This is a genomic window from Rhodococcus opacus B4, from assembly GCF_000010805.1.
Classification (GTDB): Bacteria; Actinomycetota; Actinomycetes; order Mycobacteriales; family Mycobacteriaceae; genus Rhodococcus_F; species Rhodococcus_F opacus_C.
Map to the genome: position 1 here is coordinate 3,545,120 of NC_012522.1, position 20,194 is coordinate 3,565,313.

Consider the following 20,194-nt stretch of genomic DNA (forward strand, 5'->3'; position numbering starts at 1 on the left):
CTATCCCTGGGGTTCGTGAAGCCAACTGTGGTGGGCCGCGAGGTATCGATCGACGAGCGCGGGACGGTCGGGGCCCGGCAGGTCGGGGCCGATGGCGTACCCGGCAGCGCCGAGTAGCGCGGCGAGGTACCGGTAGGGGCGATCGACGGGAAATTCGACGCCCGCCAGTGCAGACACGTCTGCGGCCGGGTTCACCGGGGAGACGACGTCCTTGTAGTAGAGCATCGTGAGATCGGTGATGCGCCAGGTCCCGTCGATCCTGATCAGCCGCTGGTACAACCGGCCGTGCGAGGCGACGTCCAACTCGACGCCGGCGAGGGTGCCGCGCGCGTGCACCGTGGTTCCGGCGTGAGCGAGTGCCCGGTCGCCGACGATGTCGACACTGGGCGCACCGATCGTGTGGAAGCCGCGACTGCCCGCTTCGTACATGGCTTTCGAGGCGTCGACGAACTCGGCGCCGGTTCCGGTGAACCAGCTGAGGCTGACGTGTGCGCCGGGGGCGAACGCCGAACGCATCCGGTCCCATTGCGCGGTGTCACGCCCGGCTCGCTCGCGGAGGACGACGTCGATCACCGCGGCGGTGTCCGAGGGGTCAGGCACGGGTACTCCGTTCGTCTGCGGTGCGCAGGGTCGCGGTGTGTTCGTCACCGCCGCACCAGATTCGTTCGATGTTGCGGGTGGCACGGATGTCGGCGAGGGGGTCGCCGTCGACGAGGATCAGGTCGGCACGCAGACCCGGTTCGACGGCCCCGCGGTCGTCGAGACCGAAGTGGCGGGCGGGCAGGACCGTCGCCGCACGCAATGCGTCGACCGTCGACAGGCCGGCGGCCACGAGCAGCTCGAGTTCGTGATGCAGGCTCTCCCCGTGCGCGACGAGTTGCGGCAGTCCGGGCTGCAGTGCGGCGTCCGTACCGGCCAGCACGGGCACACCGGCCCGATGCAGGGCGGCCACGCTGGCGGCCGCGGCGGTGAAACCGTCGGTGTTCCCGCGCAGCGTCGCGAGGGCCTGCATCATCGACAGGGTCGGCACCGCGACGCGGCGCCCACCGGCCATCCGGGCCACGACGTCGTCGCCGAGCGGTTCCCCGTTCGGGATGTGGGTGAGGACGTCGGCGCCCACGTCGAGGGCCAGTTCGTAGGCTCCCACCGAGGATGCATGTGCGACAACTTTTTTGCCGTGGCGGTGCGCGGCCTCCACGACGGCACGCGCGACCACCGGGTCGGGGCCACCGTCCCCGGGGGCTTCGAGGACGATCTTGACGTAATCGGCCCCCTCCGCCACTCGTGCCGAGACGAACCGGTCGGCGGCCTCGCAGTCGGGCACCACCGCCTCGGCGGGCATGCCGAAGTGCGAGTGCGGACCCGCCGGACCGATCACCGGGATACCGGGACTGCGGATGTCGGTCAACCCGTCGACGCCGCGCAGCGAGGACACCAGCGCCGCCGGCCAGGTGGCCATGTCCAGCCCGGTGGTCACTCCCCACGAGCACAGCTGCTCGAGGGTGTCGAGTCCGTGCAGGTGGATGTGCGCGTCGATCAGCCCGGGCAACAGCACCGCGCCGTCGGCGTCGATGATCCGGGCGCCGGCCGGGTCGGTGCCGATCACCGCTCCGTCGACGACGACGGTGCGCGGCTCGGACAACGCGCGTCCGTCGAAGACCCGGACACCGGTCAGGGCGGTCCGGCGCGGAGCCCCCGCGGTCACGATGCCCCCGCGAGCGCCGGTAGTGCCGCGTGGGTGCCGAATGTCCGCCGGCTGTACACCAGCGGGGTGGCGTCGGTGGCCGAGCAGTCCCGGACCGTGCCGAGGAGCAGGGTGTGATCGCCGCCCGGGATTTCCGCGGCGACGTCGCACCGCAGCCACGCGCTGCTGCCGGTCAGCTGCGGCAACCCGTCGACGAATTTCCATGCCACACCGGCGAACCGGTCGTCGTGGCGGCCGGCGAACCGGGTCGCTGCCTCGCACTGCCCGGCGGCGAGGACGTTGACGCCGAACGTACCGGTTGCCCGCACGATGGCGAGCAGCGCCGATCCGTTGTCGAGGGCGACGGTGATCATCGCCGGCGACATGCTCAGGGAGGCGAGCGAGCTGACCGTGGTGCCGTGCGGGGTGCCGTCATGGTGGGCGGTGACGACGGCGACGGGCCCGGTGACCGTGGCCATGGAGTTCTTGAACTGGTGCGCATCCATCGGACTGTTCCTCTCTTCCGTGGGCTGTCCGGGAATCATCCGTGCACTCCGGTCATCAGTTCGGCGAGGTCCTCGGGTGCGAGGAACGACGGCGGAGGCGGCGGGCCCCAGTTGTACAGGGCACGTGCGCCTTCCCAGTCCCGTGGCGTCCACAGCTGATCGTCGACGATGCAGTCGAGGTCGGAGTAGTACTCGCTGAAATTGCCGGCCGGATCCTTGAGGTACCAGAAGAAGTTGGAACCGATGTGGTGGCGGCCGAGCCCCCAGACGTGGCGCTGCGGGTCCTTGTCCAGCATGGTGGTGGCGCCGCGGCCGACCTCGTCGACGTCGTCGACCTGCCAGCTGGTGTGGTGGAGCATCGTCACCGGCGCCGCCTGCACCAGGACGTTGTGGTGGTCGGTCGAGCACCGCAGGAACGCGGCCATGCCGGGAACCCGGTCGCTGACCTTGAATCCGATGCCCTCGGTGAAGAACCGTTCGCTCGCCGGTTGGTCGGTGGAGCCGATGACGACGTGCCCGAGTTTGCGGGGACGGACCCTTCCGGTCCGCTCGATCGCGTCGGCGCGTGCGGCGTCGCGTCCGATGTTGCCGGGCAGGTTGTATGCGGGAAGAGCGAAGGGGGTCTGGACGATTCGGGAGCCGATGGCCACCCGGACACGGACGTCGGTGCCCGGGTCGACGACGGACAGTTCGGTCTCGGACCGGGTGGGACGCAGGTCGAGTCGCTGCAGGTTGTGCGTGATGCGGTCCAGGTCGTCGGCGTCGTCGACCGCGACGTCGAGTCCGAGCAGCCGCCGGCGGCCGGGCACGGGGACCAGTTCGAGTTGGTCGCCGCCGTCGAGGGTGGCGAAGGACACGGCGTCGGTTCGACCGCCGGTCGGGGCGGTGCGGGTCAGCCCGAAATCGTCGTAGAACGCGGCGGTCTCGGCGACGTTCGGAACGCCGATCGTGACGCGGCTGAGGGTGTGTAGTGGCATGGGAGAAGCACCTTTTCGGATCTGGGCGGCCGCTCAGGAAACGGCGAGCAGGGGCAGGTGGTGGGTGCCGGCGAATGCCGGGCACTCGGGGCGGCTGATCATCCGGGTGGGATCGGCCAATCCGACCAACTCGGCGAGCAGGGCCCCGGGCTGCAGCCCGGCCCGCCGGGTGAGGTCCAGTGCGATCGCCGCGGTCGTGGTGGGACGGGCGCCGGGTGCGCGGTCGACGCAGACGGGGACGAGATGGCCGGGTCTGGTGAAGTCACCGGGCTGGGCCGCCGCACCCACGAGTGCGCGGGCCGTGGTGGCGCGGTCCGCGGCGGAGATCCCGGTTCCGGTTCCGCGGACGGCGTCCACGCCGACACACATCCGGTCGCCGTGGCCCTCGAACGGATCCATCGGGGGGAGCAGCAACTGCTCGCACCGGCGGCGAGGGAGCGCGATCTGCAGGAATCCGGACGAGTGACGGATCGCGAACGCCACCGATGCCGTCGTCGCCCGGTCCGCGGCGAGGACGAAGAATCCCCGTCCTGCCGCGGCGTCGGAGAGGACGATCGGCAGCCCCTGCGCGAGGTGCCGGAGGGCACGGTCGTCGGAGGCCGGGAGCCCGGGTGCGGCGGTCTCGATTGTCAGTGTCATGGGAATACCTTGCGCTGGAGGAGGTCCGGGTCAACTCAGACGAAGGGGGATACCTGCTCGTCGATGCCGAGCAGGGCGCGTCCGTAGATCTCCTGGTTGATGTTCAGGTTGATGAAGGCGTGCCGGGAGCTGGTTTCCAGATCACGCCAGATCCGCTGCAGCGGGTTGACCTGCGCGAAGCTGCCGGCGCCGCTGACGTTGAGCAGCAGTTCGACCGCCTCGCGGCACAGGTTCGCGGCCTGCGCGGCGTCCATCCGCGCCCGCGCCCGCTCGACGACCGGCATCTGCCTGCCGGCGGCGGCCGCGGCGTCGATCTCGTCTGCGCCGCGGAACGCGAGGAGGCGGGCCTGATCGATCAGGGAGCGGGCGGCGGCCATGTTCAGTTGGGTGGACGGTGCGTCGATCGACCGCTGGTAGAACGAGTACGCGATCGGCTTGTCCTTCTGCAGCGTCGCCAGGACCGCGTCGTAGGCGCCCTCCGCCATGCCCAGCACGGGACCGACGAGCACCAGCGCCAGGACGGGGACGAGCGAGGAGTGATACAGGGTTTCGTCCTGGAACTCCGAGGCGGTGCGCCCCTCCATCATGTCGGTGACCGACAGGATCCGGGCGTCGGGGACGAAGACGTCGTCGGCGACGAGGGTGTCGCTGCCGGAACCGGACATGCCCGCGACGTACCAGGTGTTGTCGATCGACAGATCGGTCATCGGGATCCACGCCGACGCCGCCCCGACGGCGTCACCGTCGGCGTTGGTCAGGGGGATACCGACGTTGGCCCAGCTCGCGTGGTGCGATGCCGAGGCGAATCCCCACCGTCCGGTGACCCGGTACCCGCCGTCGACCCGCACCGAGGTCGAGGTCGGGGTGAACACGCCGCAGGTGGCGATGCGCGGATCGGCGCCCAGCACGTCCCGCTGCACCGACTCGGGGTAGGCGCCGACGAAGAACGACGTCACGTTGCTCAGCGTGGTGACCCACGCGGTGGACCCGCACGACCGGCCGAGTTCCAGCGACACCTCCAGGAAGGTGCGGAAATCCTCCTCCGCTCCGCCGAAGCGTGCGGGTTTGGTGATGTCGAACAGGCCGGCCTCGCGCAGGGCGTCGATGTTCTCCTCGGGCACGCGGCGGTCCGCCTCGGCGCGCGCGGCGTTCTCGCGGAGCAGTGGGCCGAGCGCCCGCGCGGCGCTGACCAGGCGTTCCCGCTCGGAAACCGGCGTCGTCGTGTGCGGGGCCGTGTCGGTGATCGTCATGGGATGTCCTTCGGTTGGGGAGGCTTCTGGGAGTCGCCGGTTCGCGTGCACCCGAGCGGCGAGAAATAATCATGATTAATTGATAGAGTGATGTGAAGGCGGTCACTTGTCAAGAGCGATGCGATACTGACCCCCACGACCGGAGAGGAAAACGATGAGTGGCACCGACGGCGACGAGGACGTTCTCGCCCCCGAAGCAGAGGACTTCGAGGGCCCCGCCTACTCGCGCGAAATGTGGCCTCGGCAAGCAAATCTCCCGCCCAAGGTGTCGCTCGGCGGATCACGTGCGGAGCAGGCTGCCGGTCAGATCGCCCGCCTCGCCGCCGGCGCACTGGCCGGCGAACGCATCGGGAGCAAGGACGATCTCCGCAAGATCTGCGGATTCTCGGTCGGGACCATGAACGAGGCGATCAAACTCGCGCAGGCCCGCGGCGTCATCACCTCACGCCCGGGCCCGGGCGGCGGCATCTTCGCCTGCGACCCCTCCCCACTGTCCCGGATGAACGGCTGGTTCCGCGCCGCCGCCGGGGACCACGCGGCGTTCGCCGAGGCCGTCCAGATCCGAAATGCGATCGCCCCCTTGCTGATCGAGGAGGCGTTGCGGCAGATGACGCTCGCCGACCAGGAAACGTTCTCGGAGCGGCTGTGGGAGGTGCGCCGCGCCCGCAACTCCGCGGCGGTGTCCGACTTCGTGTGGGCGTGCTGGGAACTGCACGCCCACCTCGCCGGCATCGGCAAGGGCATCCTGCTCGACACCCTCTACCTGAGCATCATGGACGTCGGCGTGTCCTACCTGCGCGCGGTACTCGAGGCCACCGCACCGGACGTGCACCTGGACGGGCTCGCGCAGGTCATGGAAGACCTCGTCGACGCGCTCGACCGCCGCGACCGCGACGCCGCCGTCGACGCGCTCCGGCGCACCGACCCGACCATGATCCTGTCGGTACCGGCCCCGCCGGCCTGATCCGCGACGAGGAGAGCGTTACGGGCGCAGGAGGAATTCCCCGGCAAGCTGGATGGCTTCGCGTTTGGTGTACCCGGGGTGGTCCGCGACGATGAAGTGGCGGCCGATGGCGAGCCCGAACATCAGGGTGCTGCGCGCCTCGATCTCGTCGGGGTCGGTGACGAAGGTGCCGAACATCGTGCGCAGGAACTGCATCCGCTCGTTGTCGATGCGTTGCAGGCGTGCCGCGACGGACGGGTCGTGGTGCGCCCAGGCCCGGATCGCGAGGTCGATCCGGTGCAGGTCCTCCGAGTAGGTGAGTTGACCCACGCGCCGGATCCGGTCGGCCGCGTCGCCGCCTTCGGCGTCGGCCTGGGCGATGACGGCCTTGGTGCAGCGGCGTTCCCACTCGTCGAGCATCTCGGCGAGCAACGCGGGCCTGCCGTCGAAGTAGCCGTAGAACCCGCCCTTCGTGACGCCGAGTTCGGCGGCGAGCGCTTCGACGCGGACGGCGTCCGGTCCGCCCCGGGCGAGGGCGTCGAGGCCGGCCTCTATCCAGCGGGCTCGTGTCGTGCGGGCGACGGCGGGAATCGGTCCACCTCCATTGATCGCAGTCAATTTATACGGTACCGTATAGATGAAATATACGGTGCCGTATAGATCGGGGGCGACAGTGCCACGAATAGCAGAGGCCACCTACACCGAGCAGCCCTGGCGCATCCACGAATTCACGAGCGACTTCGACGTCGAGGACGTGTGGTCGTACCGCACTCCCGGGGCCGGTCCCGGCGACTTCCCCAGAATGCTCGCCGCGATGCGGGCCGGGGGCGGGCTCGCCGACCAGCCCCGGCTGGTGAGGTTCCTGTTCGCCGTCCGGTGGAAGCTCGGCGAACTGTTCGGTTGGGACGATCCGTCGGCGGGCGTCGGCGCGCGGGTCACCTCGCTCCGCGACCGCCTGCCCGACGACCTCCGCGCCGCTCCCCGCGGCCCCGACGACGACGGCATGCCGCTCAAAGCGGTCTACGAACTCGACACGGAGGCCGCCCGCGAGCTGGCGAACACGACCGTGCACACCGTCATGCATCTCGGCTGGGTGCGAGGCGCGAACGGCGACTACGGACTGCAGATGACCGTCCTCGTCAAACCCAACGGCCGGTTCGGGCGCCTCTACATGGCCGCCATCGCCCCGTTCCGGCATCTCCTCGTCTACCCGGCCCTCACCCGGCAGTGGGAACGCGCCTGGCGCGACTACGGATCTGGATGAACATATCGCCGTTCGCGGAAGGAGATGCCCACAGCCGAGTACGTTCGTGGCATGGGTGACGAGGCAATCGACCCCGTGACGGCGTATGAAGCGCTTTCCGCCGGCGCGCGCCTCGCCCTGCTGCGAGACCCCGAAGGCATCATGCCGCCGCAGTTCATCGGGCAGGTGATGGCCGTGTGCGGGCAGTCGTGCGTCGCGGGCATCAGCGGCGAACCCGATCCAGTTCCGCAGATGGCGATGCTGCAGGGGCCGCTCTCGGAGTATCTCGCCCAATGCCGGTGCGCGCTCGACTCCTGGTGGAATTCGCTGACGCCGCGAGCCCGGGCGGGCATCAGGTGCCGCGAGGCGCTGCCCGAATCGCTGGCACAGCAGTTACCCCGGCACATTCCGTGGACGGCGGTGTCCACACCCGGTTCCCACCTGCTGGTGCGCGATTACCTCGAACTGCAGGCGACGGGGTACGAGCTGATGTAATTCGCGCGGTCAGTCGGGGGTCTTCTCTCCCGAAATCGCGTCCGGTTCGTACTCGTCGTGGCGGCGCAGCCAGCTCATGAACGGGTCGTCGCCGCGCCGCGGTTCCGGTTCCCAGTCCTCCTGTCGGCCGCGCGCGGTGAGATCGAGCCAGTGATAGGTGCCGAGGAGTACGTCGGTGGAGCGTGCGTACCCCGAGTAGGTGTGGAAGACGCGCTCGCCCTGGCGGAGGAAGGCGCTGACGCCGTGCTCCTCGCCGGACCAGCCCTTCCAGGCGGGATCCATGCGCTCGAGTTCGGCCGCGTCCTTGTAGTTGTATTCGACCGGCGCGACCGAGGCGTCGAGGGTGACGTGGAAGTCGTAATTGAAGTCGCTGCCGAGCGAGGAATACCAGGGAACTGTCCAGCCCATGCGCTGCCGGTACTGCTCGAGCTTGTGCAGGGGTGCGCGCGACACGGCCGCGAACGAGGTGTCCCGGGCGTAGAGGTGGTGGAGGTGGGCGACGTTGTCGATCGTGAACGTGCAGGACGGGCATCCTTCGTCGGCGTCGGGTTCGAACATGAAGTGGTAGATCAGCAGTTGGCTGCGCCCGTCGAACAGATCGACGAGCCGTGCCCTGCCCCCGGGACCGTCGAACTCGTAGTTCTCGGTGATCTCGACCATCGGCAGCGCGCGCCGGGCGGCGTTGACCCGGTCGCGGTGACGGGTCAGTTCCTTCTCCTGGGCGAGCAGTTCGCGCCGCGCGACGAGCCACTGCTCGCGGGTGGTGACCGGCGGATCGGACGCTGTCATTTCCTGTCCCGTCCTATTCGAAGTGGATCGGCCGACATCCATAACTTTGTGGCATCCGGTACCAGGGACTGTGCCGGGCGATTTCACCACACGCCGAACACCTGATGCGCCGCGGCTCGTTCACCACCAGTTTGCTTCCGACGAACGTATGCACGATGAGCGACTTCGAGTGGCCCCCGTCCACGAGACCGGTGAAGACGAAGTCGTACATGGTCAGCAACCGTCCACAACACTGACAGGACAATCTTTCGAGGTAGTACTCGTCGCCGGCCAGCATGCCCGGTCTCAGGTCCAGGAGCCGCTCCATCTTTGCGATATCGACTGCGTCCGATTTCGTCGACTTGGTTTCGTCCTCGAGCTCCTCCCTGCTCGGTGCCGACTGCTCGAATTCCTCACGGGACAACGAAACAACGCTGTTGTAGTCAGCCATTTTCTCCACGCCCACTTCCCAGACATCGAGCACCTCGAACAAGACCGGTCGGTTCCGATCCTTCTCGGCGACCGCGGCGTTGTCACTGGTGGTTCGCTTGTCTAAACGAAACCACCGCGCCCACGTCAGTCGCTCGTGAGGATGACGAGTTGCCGGGTCGCGCGGGTCATGGCGACGTAGCGGTCGACGGCTCCTTCGATGCCGTCGCCGAACGATTCCGGGTCGACGAGGACGACGAGGTCGAACTCGAGCCCCTTCGACAGCTCCGGCGTCAGCGACCGGATGCGCGGCGTCGCCGGGAACGTAGGATCGCCTATGACGCAGGCGATCCCGTCGGTGTTCGACGCGAGCCAGGTGTCCAGGATCGAGCGCAGATCCGACACGGGGCGGTGGACGACGGGGATGCCGCTGCTGCGGATGGAGGTCGGCACGTTGGCGTCCGGGAGCGCGGCCCGGATCACCGGCTCGGCTTCCGTCATGACCTCTTCCGGCGTCCGGTAGTTTATGCTCAGCTCGGCCAGGTCGATCCGGTCGAGCCCGATCCGCTCGAGCCGTTCGCGCCAGGACTCCGTGAACCCGTGCCGAGCCTGGGCACGGTCCCCGACGATGGTGAAGCTGCGGGACGGGCAGCGCAGCAGCAACATCTGCCACTCCGCGTCCGTCAGTTCCTGGGCCTCGTCCACCACGACGTGCGCGAACGGTCCGGCCAGCAGGTCGGGGTCGGTGCCCGGCAGAGCGGCCTCGTCGACCAGCGACTGCTGGAGGTCCCGGCCGCGCAGCATCGACATCACGAGCATCTCGGAGTCGTCGGCCGCGATCAGGTCGTCGACGACGGTGCTCATCCGCGCGCGTTCGGCGGCGACGGTGGCGTTGTACCGACGCTGCCGCAGCGACGCCTGCGGGTCTCCGAGCCGCTGCCGTGCCGCATCGAGGAGCGGCAGATCGGACACCGTCCAATCCTGGGCGTTCGCGCGCTGCAGTGCCCGAACCTCGTCGGGGCTGAGCCAGGGCGCGCACTTGCGCAGGTAGGCGGGCACCGACCACAGGTCCCCGACGAGGTCGGCGGCCTCGATCATCGTCCAAGCGTTGTCGAGGGCTGCGCGCAATTCGTCGTTCTGCAGCAACGACTTCCGGAGCTGCGCCGCGGGAGCGTCGCCGTCGTACTTGTCCACCAGGATCGTGAGCAGCAGCTCCCAGATCTGTTCGCGCGCTTCGTTGTGCGGGGTACCGGGCTCCGGCGCCTCGAACGCCTCGGCCCAGTCTTCGGGGCTCAGCCAGATGTCGGACCAGTCGGTCGCGACCGTCATGCCCCTGGCAGGCGGCTCCTCGTAGAACTTCACGGCCGCGTCGATCGCCTTCACCAGATCCGCCGACGACTTCAGCCGTGCCACCTCCGGATCCTTCTCGATCCCGGCGGCGGCACCCTCGGAGACGAGGTCCCGCAGCGTACAGAGCTGCACACCCTCCTCGCCGAGGCTGGGCAGCACATCGGCGACATACGCCAGGTAGGGCTCGTGCGGGCCGACGAACAGCACACCGTGACGGAGTCGGGGATCGGAGTACAGCAGGTACGCGGCACGGTGCAGCGCGACGACGGTCTTGCCCGTGCCCGGACCGCCGTCGACGACGAGGGCGCCGCCCGACCCCGCGCGGATGACGGCGTCCTGATCGGCGGCGATGGTGCCGAGCACGTCACGCATCCGGGCCGACCGGCTGCTTCCCAGGCTGGCGATGAACGCGGACTGGTCGTCGAGGGCGGCGTTCCCGTCGAACCCGTCCGAGGTGAAGACCTCGTCCCAGTAGTCGCTGATCCGGCCGCCGGTCCAGCGGTACCTGCGGCGGCTGGCCAGGCCCATCGGGTTGGCGTGGGTCGCCCCGAAGAACGGCTCGGCCGCGGGGGACCGCCAGTCGACCAGCAGTTGATTACCCGCGCCGTCCATGAGGCCGAGACGTCCGATGTACACGGGCTCGGGGTCGTCGGCGCCGACGAAGTGCCCAAGGCACAGGTCCAGGCCGAAGCGGCGCAGGGCGCGCAGTTGAGCGCTCAGGTCGTGCACCATCATGTCCCGCTCCATCGCCTCCTGGCCCAGCCGGCGGGGCGCCCTGCGCTCGGCATCGATGCGCCGGGACAGGTCGGCGATGGACTGCTCGAGGCTGTCCGCGATGGCCGCGAAGTGCCGCTCGTCGCCGGCGATCAGCGCCGGGTCGGCCTTGGGTGCGAGGTGGTCGGGAAGATCGAACGCGCTGGCAATAACGGGTCTCACGTCAACAGCTCCGATCTGTGATGGGTGATGTGGATTCAGATTTTCGGCGCGCACTCACGACTCCCATTTCCGCAGGTTCCGGCTCAGGCGGGTAATTCTGCGGCACCACCCGGGCCTTGCCGCAAGCCCCCGGGTGCGCTATACATTGAAAGTGGAAGAGAGTTGTTTTCTTCCTCCCCTCGCCCCGACTCGGACCGGCAAACCCCTCTGCGCAGTAAACTCCCGTCGATTCGACGTGGGCAAGGCCCGCCGCCCACCTGCACGCGTCCTGAACGCCGAAACAGTCGAACCGTCAGTACGTTTGACACTGGTTCCCGAATCGTCAGCGCGGCCCTGAAACTTTCACGGGTGGTGACGCTTTCGACCCAGCGCCGGGATCCGTTCCGCGCGAGTATTCCCCGGTGTTAATGTGGGAACACTCGTCCTCACCGAAAGGTGCACCTCGATGAGAAGATTCACTCGAAGAGCCGGTGGAACCATCGTGGCGCTGACGCTCACCGCGGCCGCTTTCGTCGTGTCACCGCCACCGGTGTACGGATTTGCCGAGGATATTTGCTACACCGAGGACGGTGCCCCGCCGCACAATTGCGCTCCGCTGCCACCCGAGTGCCTACTCGACGACCCCGACTCACCGATCTGCGGCGCCGAGGCCTTCCTCCGCTACGGGTTCACGTTGCGGAGGCCGCTCGGCGGACGGAGTCTCGTCCACTCGGACTCGACGTACATCATCGCCCGCACCGTCGGCTTCTCCACACAGGATGCGTACTGGATCGCGGCATACGACGAGGCGACCGACCTCGGCACGTTCGTCCCACGCGACCTCTTCGGCAGGCCCGCCCCCGACGCCGGCGCGCTGACCACCAAGGACATCAGCGGGCTGGTGCGCACCCATTTCGACACCGGCGGGTTCCTCTTCCACTTCCTGCCCACGTTGCGCGGGCCGACGGATCCCCTGCCCAACGGGTTGCGGCCGAACGTCGACGATCCGCGGCACGAGATCATGCTCACGCACCTGCGGACGTGGGCCATGGCCGGCCCGGGAAGCGACGCACCGCTGTGCACGGGCGGTTTCACGAACCCCTCCGCGAACGGCGACTACGGCACGGGCGCAACGTGTTACGGAGACGCAAATCCGGTCCCGATCAACGGCACGTACAGCCTGGAGACTCCCGCCGCCATCCCGTTCACCAACATGACCGGGCAGCAGGTCATCACGGACAACGTCCTGTCGTCACAATTCGACTCGTGGGTCGGCGAGAATTCCTGGAACGCGCGGACCGGCATCTACCTACACGCACTCGGTGACCGCATCTCGCACCACGTGTGCACCGATGCCGGCACGATCACGCCACCGGGCCCCGCCGGGCAGGACTTCCGAATCGATCTGAACCAGCCCACCTGCGATCAGGGTCCGCATGCGGTCCGCCACGAATACGAGACGGGTGTCGACTTCGCCGGACTGAACCCGGAAGACCAGACGACCGAGGCGGCGTTGTCGATGGTGTACGACGAACTCGTCAACTTCGCGCGAGCACGCGGAACACTGGACGCGCGCGCGACCGCACCCGCGACGAAGAGCGCACTCCTGAACGACGGCCTCCTGCCGGCGCTCGAGATCCGCGAACCGGTCGAGCGGCTGACCGCCGTCACCGACGTCGGCTGCCGTGCCGGCGTTCCCGCGTTCCCCGGAAATCCGGCCTGCCGTTGACGCCCGCGCATCGAACTACGCGGTAGTGACCGTGGTGTCGGCGGCCCACGCGAAGCAGGACCGGTAAAGGTCCTCGACCTCTTCCGGCCGGTCGTCCCCGTACAGGTCGTCGGTGATGTCGTAGCCGCTCTGCCGGAGGTAGTAGCCGAGGAACCGGTAGGGTGCGCGGATCGCGGCCAGCGTGGGCCGATCGATCTCCGGGCTCTCCCCGGGCACGGCCGGGACCAGGCTGTCACGTTCGTAGATCGGATCCAGGGACACGATCTGCCACGTTCCGGATGCTTTCTCGAGTCGGTAGATCAGTCGGGTGTACGAGGTGAGGTCGGCCTCGACTCCTCCTATGACGTCGCGGAATTCGATTCCGGCCGAGATCTCGACGACGGCCCGGTCGCCGTGCAGGGAGACGATCGGCGGGGACAACCGGTGGGTGGCCTTCTGGCCTCGGCTGCTCATCTTCTGCGATTCGAGGACGAACTTCGCCCCGGTGCCGCGGAACCAACTGAGCCGGATGTGCGCTTCGGGATGTATGCACTCACTCATCCGATCCCACCACCCGCGGTCACGCGCCTGCCTCTCGTGGAGAACGACCTGGGCCACCTGGGTGATGTCATCGCTGTTGTCGGACATGATCGAACTCCTTCGGCAAGTCGGGTACGTAGTTGTAGGGCGCTCTCAGCCGGCGAGAGTGCGAGCCAGTGCGCGTAGGTCGACGGTGTCGTCGGCCTGCTCGGGGGTGAGTGTGCCGCCCGCGCCCAGGATTTTGCGTACGGTCAGGTGCGTCACCGGGTCATTGATCGATTCGACGGCGGCAAGCTGTTCGCCGTCGAACCGGAAGATGGAGAACTTCGTATCGGTTCCCCGGATGACGGTGCGATCGGATCGTGCGGCGTGGCCGACGATCTGCAGTTTCGTCCCGAACTGATCGCTCCAGAAGTAGGGGACGGCGCTGTAGGGCTCACAGTGTCCTCGGATTCGCCGGGCTACATAGCGCGCCTGGTCGACCGCATTCTGTATTGATTCCAAGCGGATTCGGCCGCCGTCGGGTGTGGGAAAGCTGGCGCAGTCGCCCACCGCGGAGATCGCGGGGTCGCTGGTGGTCAGGCGTTCGTCGACGACGATGCCGTTGGCAGTGTCGAGACCCGCCGCGGCCGCGAGCCGGTCATTCGGCACGACCCCGATGCCGAGCACGACGACGTCGGCGGCGAGGTGCTGTCCGTCCGAGGTGGTGACCGCGGTGACACGCCCGGCCTCCCCTTCCACCGTGGAGACCGCGGTGGAACACACCACTCGAACACCCTGCGCGGCGTGCAGCTCGGCGAGATGTGCTGCGGCGGTGGCGGACAGGGCACGGCTCATCAGGGCGGGCATCGCTTCGAGCACGGTGACGTCGGCGCCGCGTTTGCGGGCGGCGGCCGCAACCTCGAGTCCGATGAAACCACCGCCGACGACCACCACCCGACTGCCCGCGTTCAGGTGTTCGCGCAATCGCTCGGCGTCGGTGCGGGTGCGCAATTCCATCACCCCCTCCAGGCTCCGCCCGGGTATGTCGATCGGCCGGGGTGAGGCGCCGAGCGCCAGGACCAGGTGGTCGTAGTCGATCGCCCGGTCGTCGGCGAGGACGACTCGGCGGCCGGTTCGGTCGATCTGCGTCACCGGGACGCCGAGTCGGGTGGTGACACCGTGTTCGGAGTAGAACGCCGGCGCGCGCAGGCTGAGAGCGTCCGACTGCGCCGTGCCTGTGCCCGCAAGGTAGTCCTTGGAGAGCGGCGGGCGGTGGTACGGCAGATGCGGTTCGTCCCCGATCAGGGACACGGCCCCGGCGAAGCCGGATTCTCGGAGACTAGCCGCGAGATGGTGGCCTGCCGTGCCGGCGCCCGCGACGACGACGTGCGGGGTGTTCACAGCTGCGTCCGCGGGGTTTCGACGATCAGGCCGTCCAAGTCCTCGGACACCGAGATCTGGCAGGACAGGCGACTGTTCGGCCGGCACGGTTCCGCGGTGGATTCGAGCATGTCCTCCTCCATCTCGCTGCGTCCACCGACCTTCTCCATCCAGTCCTCGCTCACGTAGACGTGACAGGTCGCGCACATCATCGACCCGCCGCATTCCGCGACGATGCCGGCGACGCCGCCGAGCATTGCGGCCTGCATCAGGGACGTTCCGGGGTCGGTGTCGACGACATCTTCGGTGCCGTCGTTGTGGAGGAACGTTACTTTCGGCATGGCAGTTCTACCTTCACGTGGTGGTTCGGGAGGTGTTGTGGGCAAACAGATGTCAGGCGGTGGCCGGGACGACGCGGTGCGTGGCGAACTGATGCGCTCGCACGGGCAGACTTGCCAGTGCGCGCAGAGTGTTGTTGAGGGCAGCGGTGGGAGGTCCGGCGAGTTCCCACCGAGAAACCCGCTTGGCCAGCGCCGTCAGTAGTGCTTCGGTTTCCAGGCGGGCGACCATCTGTCCCGCACACCCGTGGATTCCGGCGCCGAACCCGGTATGCCCGGCCGTGCGGCGGGTGATGTCGAACTCGTCCGGGTTGTTCCACCGATCCGGGTCCCGGTTCGCCGCGGAGAAGAACACCAGCACCTTCTGATCCGCTGGGATCGTGGTGGAACCCAGCACCGCCTCGGTCGTGGTGGTGCGGAAGAAGCCGATCACCGGCGAGTCGATACGGACGACCTCATCGAATGCGGACCGGGCAAGCGAGGGGTCTTGCCGCAGCATCTCCCATTGATCGGGATGCTCGGCGAACCTGCGGATCGCGAACCCCAGTGCGCTGACAGTGGTGTCGACCCCGGCGGTCAGGAAAGATCTGACCAGCAGACCTGCCTCGTCTTCACTGACCACCCCGGCATCCGCGGCTTCGAAGATTTTGGCGCCGAAGCCATCCGGTGTCAGGGCGTGCCGAGCGCAGTTGTCGGCCACCCACTGCCGTATGTGTTCCGCTCGGCCCATGGCCGCCTCGAATCGTTCGTTCCGCGGACCGAGGGAGTCGAACGTGATCCCGCCGTAGGTCAGGAGATTGTCCCGATCGTTCGGCGGCAATCCGAGGGAATCGGGGAATACCTTCAGGATGTACGCCTGCGCGAGATCGGTGACGGCATCGAATGTCTCGGCGGCAACCAATCGGTCGACGAGCCGGTCCGCTTCGTCAGCGAACCGTTCCTGGAGGTCGCGTAGAGCACGAGGGGACAGGATTCGGGTCAAGATGCCGCGCGTCGTGGTGTGCACCGGCGGGTCCACTTCGAGGATGAGACTGGGTGCGCGCCACGGTTCCTCTGTCTTCAAGTTCGAGTAACCCACACCCGCCGCGTTCGAGAACACCGCCGGGTTCTGCAACACAGCGGTCACCTCACTGTGCCGAGCGACTCCCCACACCCGATATTTGCGCAAGTAGAAGACCTCCCCCAGGTCGCGTAGCTCCGCGAGATGCGGGAACGGATCGGCGAGGAACTCGTCCGAGAACGGATCGATATCGGTACCCGGGCAATCGCCGGGTGCTGACTCGGTCATACAAGTCCTTTCGTAGGCAATCGGAGGCTCGGGACGGCTGGGCGTTGCGCGAGAGCAGGCATGTCTGACGGGCGGCCTGCCTCGATCCGTTGGTGTTTGCGGCAACAGCCTCCGCGTGACTCGGTCCGCGGCGCGTCACATTCCAGCCCTTTATGTGATGCCACTCACGCTAAGATCTAACTTATAAGTTGTCAAGATATGAGCTTGCGGATCTTCTTCGTGTGAAGGCGGCGCTACGATATAACCGATCTCAGGAGGGGACGTGGCACGCACAGAGTCGATGCGATCGGTGGCCGGTCGCAAGGTGTCGGCGGTCGATCTCGTATTGCAGGAGATTCGCCGAGCCATTCTGAGTGGGGAACTCGCCCCGGGCCAGCCGTTCACAGTGCCGGCACTGACCGATCGGCTCGGCGTCAGCCACGTCCCGGTACGAGAGGCGCTCCGCACTCTCGAAGCGCAAGGCCTGGTGTCCCTCAGCCCCTCCCGTAGTGCGGTCGTCGCTCCGCTCGATCCCGACGATCTTCGAAACATCTTCCGGATCCGACTGCGGCTCGAACCCGAACTCGCCGCCCTCTCGGCGGCAAAGCGTTCCGACAGCGACCTCGGTGAACTCGGTGAGCTCGTGCAAGAGACCTTCTCCGCCAAGTCGGAAGACACCCATTGGGAGCTGCACCGGCGATTCCACACCGCGCTGATCAGTCCCGCCGCCAACGAATGGGATCTGCGCGTCCTCGAGCCGCTGTGGGACGCTGCCGAACGCTACATCCGAATCGTGTTCGAGCCGTTCGAAGCCGCCCACGTGACGGTGGAGCAGCGAGAACGCATCCACGACGAGCTGGTCACCGCCGCCGAGAGCCGAGATCCCGAACAGATCCGTGACGAGCTTCGCCGGCATCTGGAGTTGAACCTCGCCACCACCTTGGAACTGATGGGTTCCATCGTCCCAGCCGGCACGTCGTCATGGCTCACGCAGCACGAACCGGCCTGAGTACCCGCCCGCCCGTCACGGCCGATCCCGACGGGCGAGCAAGCCACTCGGTTCTACTGTGAGAGCGTTCGGGCCTGGACGTCCCCGGGGCTCGTGCCGGCGACGACCGCGACGTGCGGAACCGGCATCTTGATCGCTGCGACGAGGACGGCGCCGATCAGGAGTGGGATGGCGAACAGGATGAACAGCGACGACGGTGTCCAGGACCGGTCGATCAGCACGCCGGCGAGGATCGGGGAGATGATGGCACCGAGCCGACCGACCGCCGACGCCCAACCGACGGCAGTGGCTCGGACGGAGGTCGGATAGCAGTCCGGGGCGAGCGCGTAGAGACCGGTGGCGCTGGCGTTGACGAAGACACCGACCGCGACCGCCGCGAGGAGTGCGGTGGCGAGGCTGCCCAGCGCCGTGCTCATCGCGAGGAAGGAAACACTCGCACCGACGAGCGCCGCGATCGTCAGGATTCGACTGGTCACCACGATCGCGAGGACACTGAACGTCAGAGTGGCTGCCGCGCCGCCGAGGTTGAGGAGCATTCCGCCGCTGATGCCCTGCTGGGCGGACAACCCGCTCTGCTGCAGCAGCTTCGGGGTCCAGCTGGCGGCGAAGTAGAACGCCGCCATCATGATGAAGAAGGCGGATCCGAGGAGCAGCGACCGGATGCCGTTGCGCCCGCTGAAGATCGCCGCCTTCATGCCCTGACCGGCCTGCGGCTCCGGTGCCGGCAGCGCCTCGATCGGGGCCAGTCCCATCTTCGGCAGGGTGGCGTTGATCGTCTCGAGCGCCCCCGCGGGACGGCGCACCAGCAGGTAGTCGATCGATTCGGGCATCCGCGCGTAGACGAGTACGAGCAGCAGGAAGGTCAGGACTGCGCCGGCGATGAAGCTGGCGCGCCAGCTGAACGTGGAGGTGAGAAGCGCAGCGACCAGACCGCCGATCATGCCGCCCAGCGGTAACCCCGTGGTGTACAGGGCGATCATGGTGCCCCGGCGTCGGCGAGGAGAGAACTCGGCGGTCAGTACCGGCAGGCTCGCAACGAGCCCTCCGATGCCGAGCCCCGTCAGTAGTCGGCACACCCCGAGTTGCGTGAAGCTCGTCGTGATCGACGCCAGCGCCATCGTCACGGACACGAGGAGCAGGCACGCCAATGTCAGCGGCCGCCGCCCGGTGCGGTCGGCCAGGGGCGCGATGAATGCCGACCCCAGCGCCATGCCCACCAGGGCGCTACTGAGCAGCAACCCGGTCTCCGAGCCGCTGAGCGCGAACTCCTGTGCGACACCGGATGCCGCGAACGCCATCAGCAACAGGTCGTAACCTTCGGACAGGACGATCGCGAGGCAGATCCCCACGACCATGACCTGATATTTGCTCATCGGAGCTTGATCGATGGATTCTCGAATGGACATGGAGGGACCCTTCTGGTCGCCGAAAAGAATTGTGGGATAGGGGTTGTCGGCGCTCACCCGTCACGTTGCGCGCAGGTGAGCAGAATCAGCGAGGCATGGTAGGTGAGCACAGGTGTGGACGGCCGCCGGGAACGGCAAGTCCACCTTCAGGACCGGCCCATCGCCGCGACTCTCCTGTGTGTCGTGGCTGACATCCGTTCGCTGTTGTTACCTGGCTCACTACCAGTGAGACTCACGCTAGGGACGGCAACGCTCGACGAATAGCCGCATTGCGATATCGATCGTCCAGTACGCGAACTGACCCCGCGGCAGAATTCCCGTCGCACCCCGCGGCGGAGCGGGCGGCGCTCCGCATTCTCCAAACCTGCTGCACATTGCCATGTTTCGAGGTCGCGGCGCAGGGTGCCGCACCCCGCCGGTCAGCTACCGAAGGGTGATGCGCTGTTGGAGTACCGCGCGAAGTCGCCCTGCGCCCCGCTGTAGACGTTGAGGTCGACGTCGCCGTTGACGCCGGGGATGCGGCCGGTGCTGGTGTACTGCCAGAACGTCCAGTTGCTCCAGCCGCCGGGGAGGGGGCCGGGCGTGTTCTGACCGTTGTAGTCGGCGATCCACAGCGGGTATCCGGCGAACTCGTTGGTGTTCGCCATCGCCGTCCGCCAGAAGTTCGGGTAGGTGTAGATGATCGGCTGACGCCCGGTGAGCGATTGGACCGTGTCGAGGTAGCGATGCGTCCAGTCGATCAGCGCGGCGGGCGGCAGCCCGGCGGAATGCTCGATGTCGAGGACCGGGGGCATGTCACCCGGACCGTTGATGCCGAGGACCACGGTCGAGTAGAACGCGGCCTGCGCTTCCGGCGACTGGGTGGGGTCCGCGTAGTGGTAGGCGCCCCGGGCGACTCCTGCCACGCGCATGGCGAGGCAGTCCTGGACGAAGTACGGATTGACGTAGTTGAGGCTCTCGGTGGCTTTGACCATAGCGAAGTCGTGGCCGGCGTTGCGGACGGAGAACCAGTCGATCGGGGACCCGCCCGGGTGTTGCCACGACGCCACGTCCGGCCCTCGGACGGGCTCGGCTGCGGCGTGCCCCGGCACCGCGGCCGCGAGTGCACCGGCGAGCAGTAGCGGTGCGATCTTGGAGAACCTTCGGACCTTCACCCCGATAGCCATGCGCCCGAGGGTAGTGGTTGCGGCGTCCGAGTTCCGGTCAACGGAGAGGGTTGCCGGGACCCCGGACAGAAAACCATCCCCCTGGTCCGTTTTGTCCAAAAATTTGACCACCACGGTAGGTTATGCGACTCTTCCCTAGTCAGATCCATAGGTTACCCAAACCTAACTTGAGTTTTTCCCGTAGTCGGTCCCCGGAGCA

At 67.6% G+C, this 20,194-nt stretch carries 21 protein-coding genes; 5 read left to right on the forward strand and 16 right to left on the reverse strand.

Features of this window, described 5'->3' with window-relative positions; translation table 11 throughout:
- From ROP_RS16275 to ROP_RS16300, 6 genes are read right to left on the reverse strand one after another with little or no spacing between them, the layout of a single operon-like run.
- Window positions 1–600: a nuclear transport factor 2 family protein gene (locus tag ROP_RS16275; protein ID WP_012690496.1), complete on the reverse strand. Its 600-nt coding sequence runs from the start codon at window positions 598–600 to the stop codon at window positions 1–3.
- Window positions 593–1,705, reverse strand: coding sequence for an amidohydrolase family protein (locus ROP_RS16280; protein ID WP_012690497.1), 1,113 nt, complete (start codon window positions 1,703–1,705; stop codon window positions 593–595). Before ROP_RS16280 ends, ROP_RS16275 begins: the two co-directional genes overlap by 8 nt.
- Window positions 1,702–2,190, reverse strand: a complete 489-nt coding sequence (locus ROP_RS16285) for a flavin reductase family protein (protein WP_012690498.1) — start codon at window positions 2,188–2,190, stop codon at window positions 1,702–1,704. The genes ROP_RS16280 and ROP_RS16285 overlap by 4 nt, the downstream gene beginning before the upstream one ends.
- Window positions 2,191–2,225: 35 nt before the next feature.
- Window positions 2,226–3,167: a VOC family protein gene (locus ROP_RS16290; protein ID WP_012690499.1), complete on the reverse strand. Its 942-nt coding sequence runs from the start codon at window positions 3,165–3,167 to the stop codon at window positions 2,226–2,228.
- Between the two features lie 33 nt (window positions 3,168–3,200).
- Entirely contained in the window at window positions 3,201–3,806 is a 606-nt protein-coding gene (locus ROP_RS16295; RefSeq protein WP_012690500.1) for a 3,4-dihydroxy-2-butanone-4-phosphate synthase, read from the reverse strand.
- 35 nt (window positions 3,807–3,841) lie between these two features.
- Window positions 3,842–5,056 (reverse strand): acyl-CoA dehydrogenase family protein, encoded by a 1,215-nt coding sequence (locus ROP_RS16300; protein ID WP_012690501.1) that lies wholly within the window; start codon window positions 5,054–5,056, stop codon window positions 3,842–3,844.
- Window positions 5,057–5,210: 154 nt separating this feature from the next.
- On the opposite strand from ROP_RS16300, the gene ROP_RS16305 reads away from it, so the two are divergent.
- Window positions 5,211–6,020: an FCD domain-containing protein gene (locus ROP_RS16305; RefSeq protein ID WP_043824849.1), complete on the forward strand. Its 810-nt coding sequence runs from the start codon at window positions 5,211–5,213 to the stop codon at window positions 6,018–6,020.
- 18 nt (window positions 6,021–6,038) lie between these two features.
- Here ROP_RS16305 and ROP_RS16310 read toward each other — a convergent pair whose 3' ends face one another.
- Window positions 6,039–6,695 (reverse strand): TetR/AcrR family transcriptional regulator, encoded by a 657-nt coding sequence (locus ROP_RS16310; RefSeq protein WP_043824850.1) that lies wholly within the window; start codon window positions 6,693–6,695, stop codon window positions 6,039–6,041.
- Here ROP_RS16310 and ROP_RS16315 point away from each other — a divergent pair.
- Window positions 6,673–7,263 (forward strand): DUF2867 domain-containing protein, encoded by a 591-nt coding sequence (locus ROP_RS16315; protein ID WP_012690504.1) that lies wholly within the window; start codon window positions 6,673–6,675, stop codon window positions 7,261–7,263. The two genes, ROP_RS16310 and ROP_RS16315, sit on opposite strands and share 23 nt — an antisense overlap.
- A 51-nt stretch (window positions 7,264–7,314) precedes the next feature.
- Window positions 7,315–7,737 carry a hypothetical protein gene (locus ROP_RS16320; RefSeq protein ID WP_012690505.1) on the forward strand — a complete coding sequence of 141 codons (423 nt, stop codon included), beginning with the start codon at window positions 7,315–7,317 and terminating at the stop codon, window positions 7,735–7,737.
- A gap of 9 nt (window positions 7,738–7,746) precedes the next feature.
- Here the strand turns inward: ROP_RS16320 and ROP_RS16325 are convergent, their stop codons facing one another.
- The 3 genes from ROP_RS16325 to helR all read right to left on the reverse strand — a co-directional run bounded on the left by ROP_RS16325 (window position 7,747) and on the right by helR (window position 11,220).
- A complete protein-coding gene (locus ROP_RS16325; protein ID WP_012690506.1) occupies window positions 7,747–8,526 on the reverse strand; it encodes a DUF899 domain-containing protein in 780 nt (259 codons plus the stop codon).
- Between the two features lie 13 nt (window positions 8,527–8,539).
- Complete coding sequence (locus tag ROP_RS16330; RefSeq protein ID WP_012690507.1) at window positions 8,540–8,998, reverse strand: hypothetical protein; 459 nt, start codon at window positions 8,996–8,998, stop codon at window positions 8,540–8,542.
- Window positions 8,999–9,081: 83 nt separating this feature from the next.
- Window positions 9,082–11,220, reverse strand: coding sequence for an RNA polymerase recycling motor ATPase HelR (gene helR, locus ROP_RS16335; protein ID WP_012690508.1), 2,139 nt, complete (start codon window positions 11,218–11,220; stop codon window positions 9,082–9,084).
- A 445-nt stretch (window positions 11,221–11,665) separates the two neighbouring features.
- Here helR and ROP_RS16340 point away from each other — a divergent pair, with 445 nt between their 5' ends.
- A complete protein-coding gene (locus ROP_RS16340; RefSeq protein ID WP_043824853.1) occupies window positions 11,666–12,928 on the forward strand; it encodes a hypothetical protein in 1,263 nt (420 codons plus the stop codon).
- Between the two features lie 15 nt (window positions 12,929–12,943).
- Here the strand turns inward: ROP_RS16340 and ROP_RS16345 are convergent, their stop codons facing one another.
- Genes ROP_RS16345 through ROP_RS16360 form a run of 4 tightly spaced genes read right to left on the reverse strand, consistent with a single transcriptional unit; the run spans window position 12,944 to window position 16,435 of the window.
- Window positions 12,944–13,555, reverse strand: coding sequence for a nuclear transport factor 2 family protein (locus ROP_RS16345; protein WP_012690510.1), 612 nt, complete (start codon window positions 13,553–13,555; stop codon window positions 12,944–12,946).
- A gap of 45 nt (window positions 13,556–13,600) precedes the next feature.
- The gene (locus ROP_RS16350; RefSeq protein WP_012690511.1) at window positions 13,601–14,830 is read right to left on the reverse strand and encodes an NAD(P)/FAD-dependent oxidoreductase; all 1,230 of its coding nucleotides are present in this window, start codon (window positions 14,828–14,830) and stop codon (window positions 13,601–13,603) included.
- The gene (locus ROP_RS16355) at window positions 14,827–15,150 is read right to left on the reverse strand and encodes a 2Fe-2S iron-sulfur cluster-binding protein (protein WP_012690512.1); all 324 of its coding nucleotides are present in this window, start codon (window positions 15,148–15,150) and stop codon (window positions 14,827–14,829) included. The genes ROP_RS16350 and ROP_RS16355 overlap by 4 nt, the downstream gene beginning before the upstream one ends.
- 52 nt (window positions 15,151–15,202) lie before the next feature.
- Entirely contained in the window at window positions 15,203–16,435 is a 1,233-nt protein-coding gene (locus ROP_RS16360) for a cytochrome P450 (RefSeq protein ID WP_012690513.1), read from the reverse strand.
- A gap of 262 nt (window positions 16,436–16,697) precedes the next feature.
- On the opposite strand from ROP_RS16360, the gene ROP_RS16365 reads away from it, so the two are divergent.
- Window positions 16,698–17,423 (forward strand): GntR family transcriptional regulator, encoded by a 726-nt coding sequence (locus ROP_RS16365; protein ID WP_148222483.1) that lies wholly within the window; start codon window positions 16,698–16,700, stop codon window positions 17,421–17,423.
- A gap of 53 nt (window positions 17,424–17,476) precedes the next feature.
- On the opposite strand, the gene ROP_RS16370 is transcribed toward ROP_RS16365, so the two are convergent.
- Window positions 17,477–18,796: an MFS transporter gene (locus ROP_RS16370; protein ID WP_148222484.1), complete on the reverse strand. Its 1,320-nt coding sequence runs from the start codon at window positions 18,794–18,796 to the stop codon at window positions 17,477–17,479.
- Window positions 18,797–19,248: 452 nt separating this feature from the next.
- Entirely contained in the window at window positions 19,249–19,995 is a 747-nt protein-coding gene (locus ROP_RS16375; protein WP_012690516.1) for a glycoside hydrolase family 25 protein, read from the reverse strand.
- Window positions 19,996–20,194: the final 199 nt, after the last annotated feature.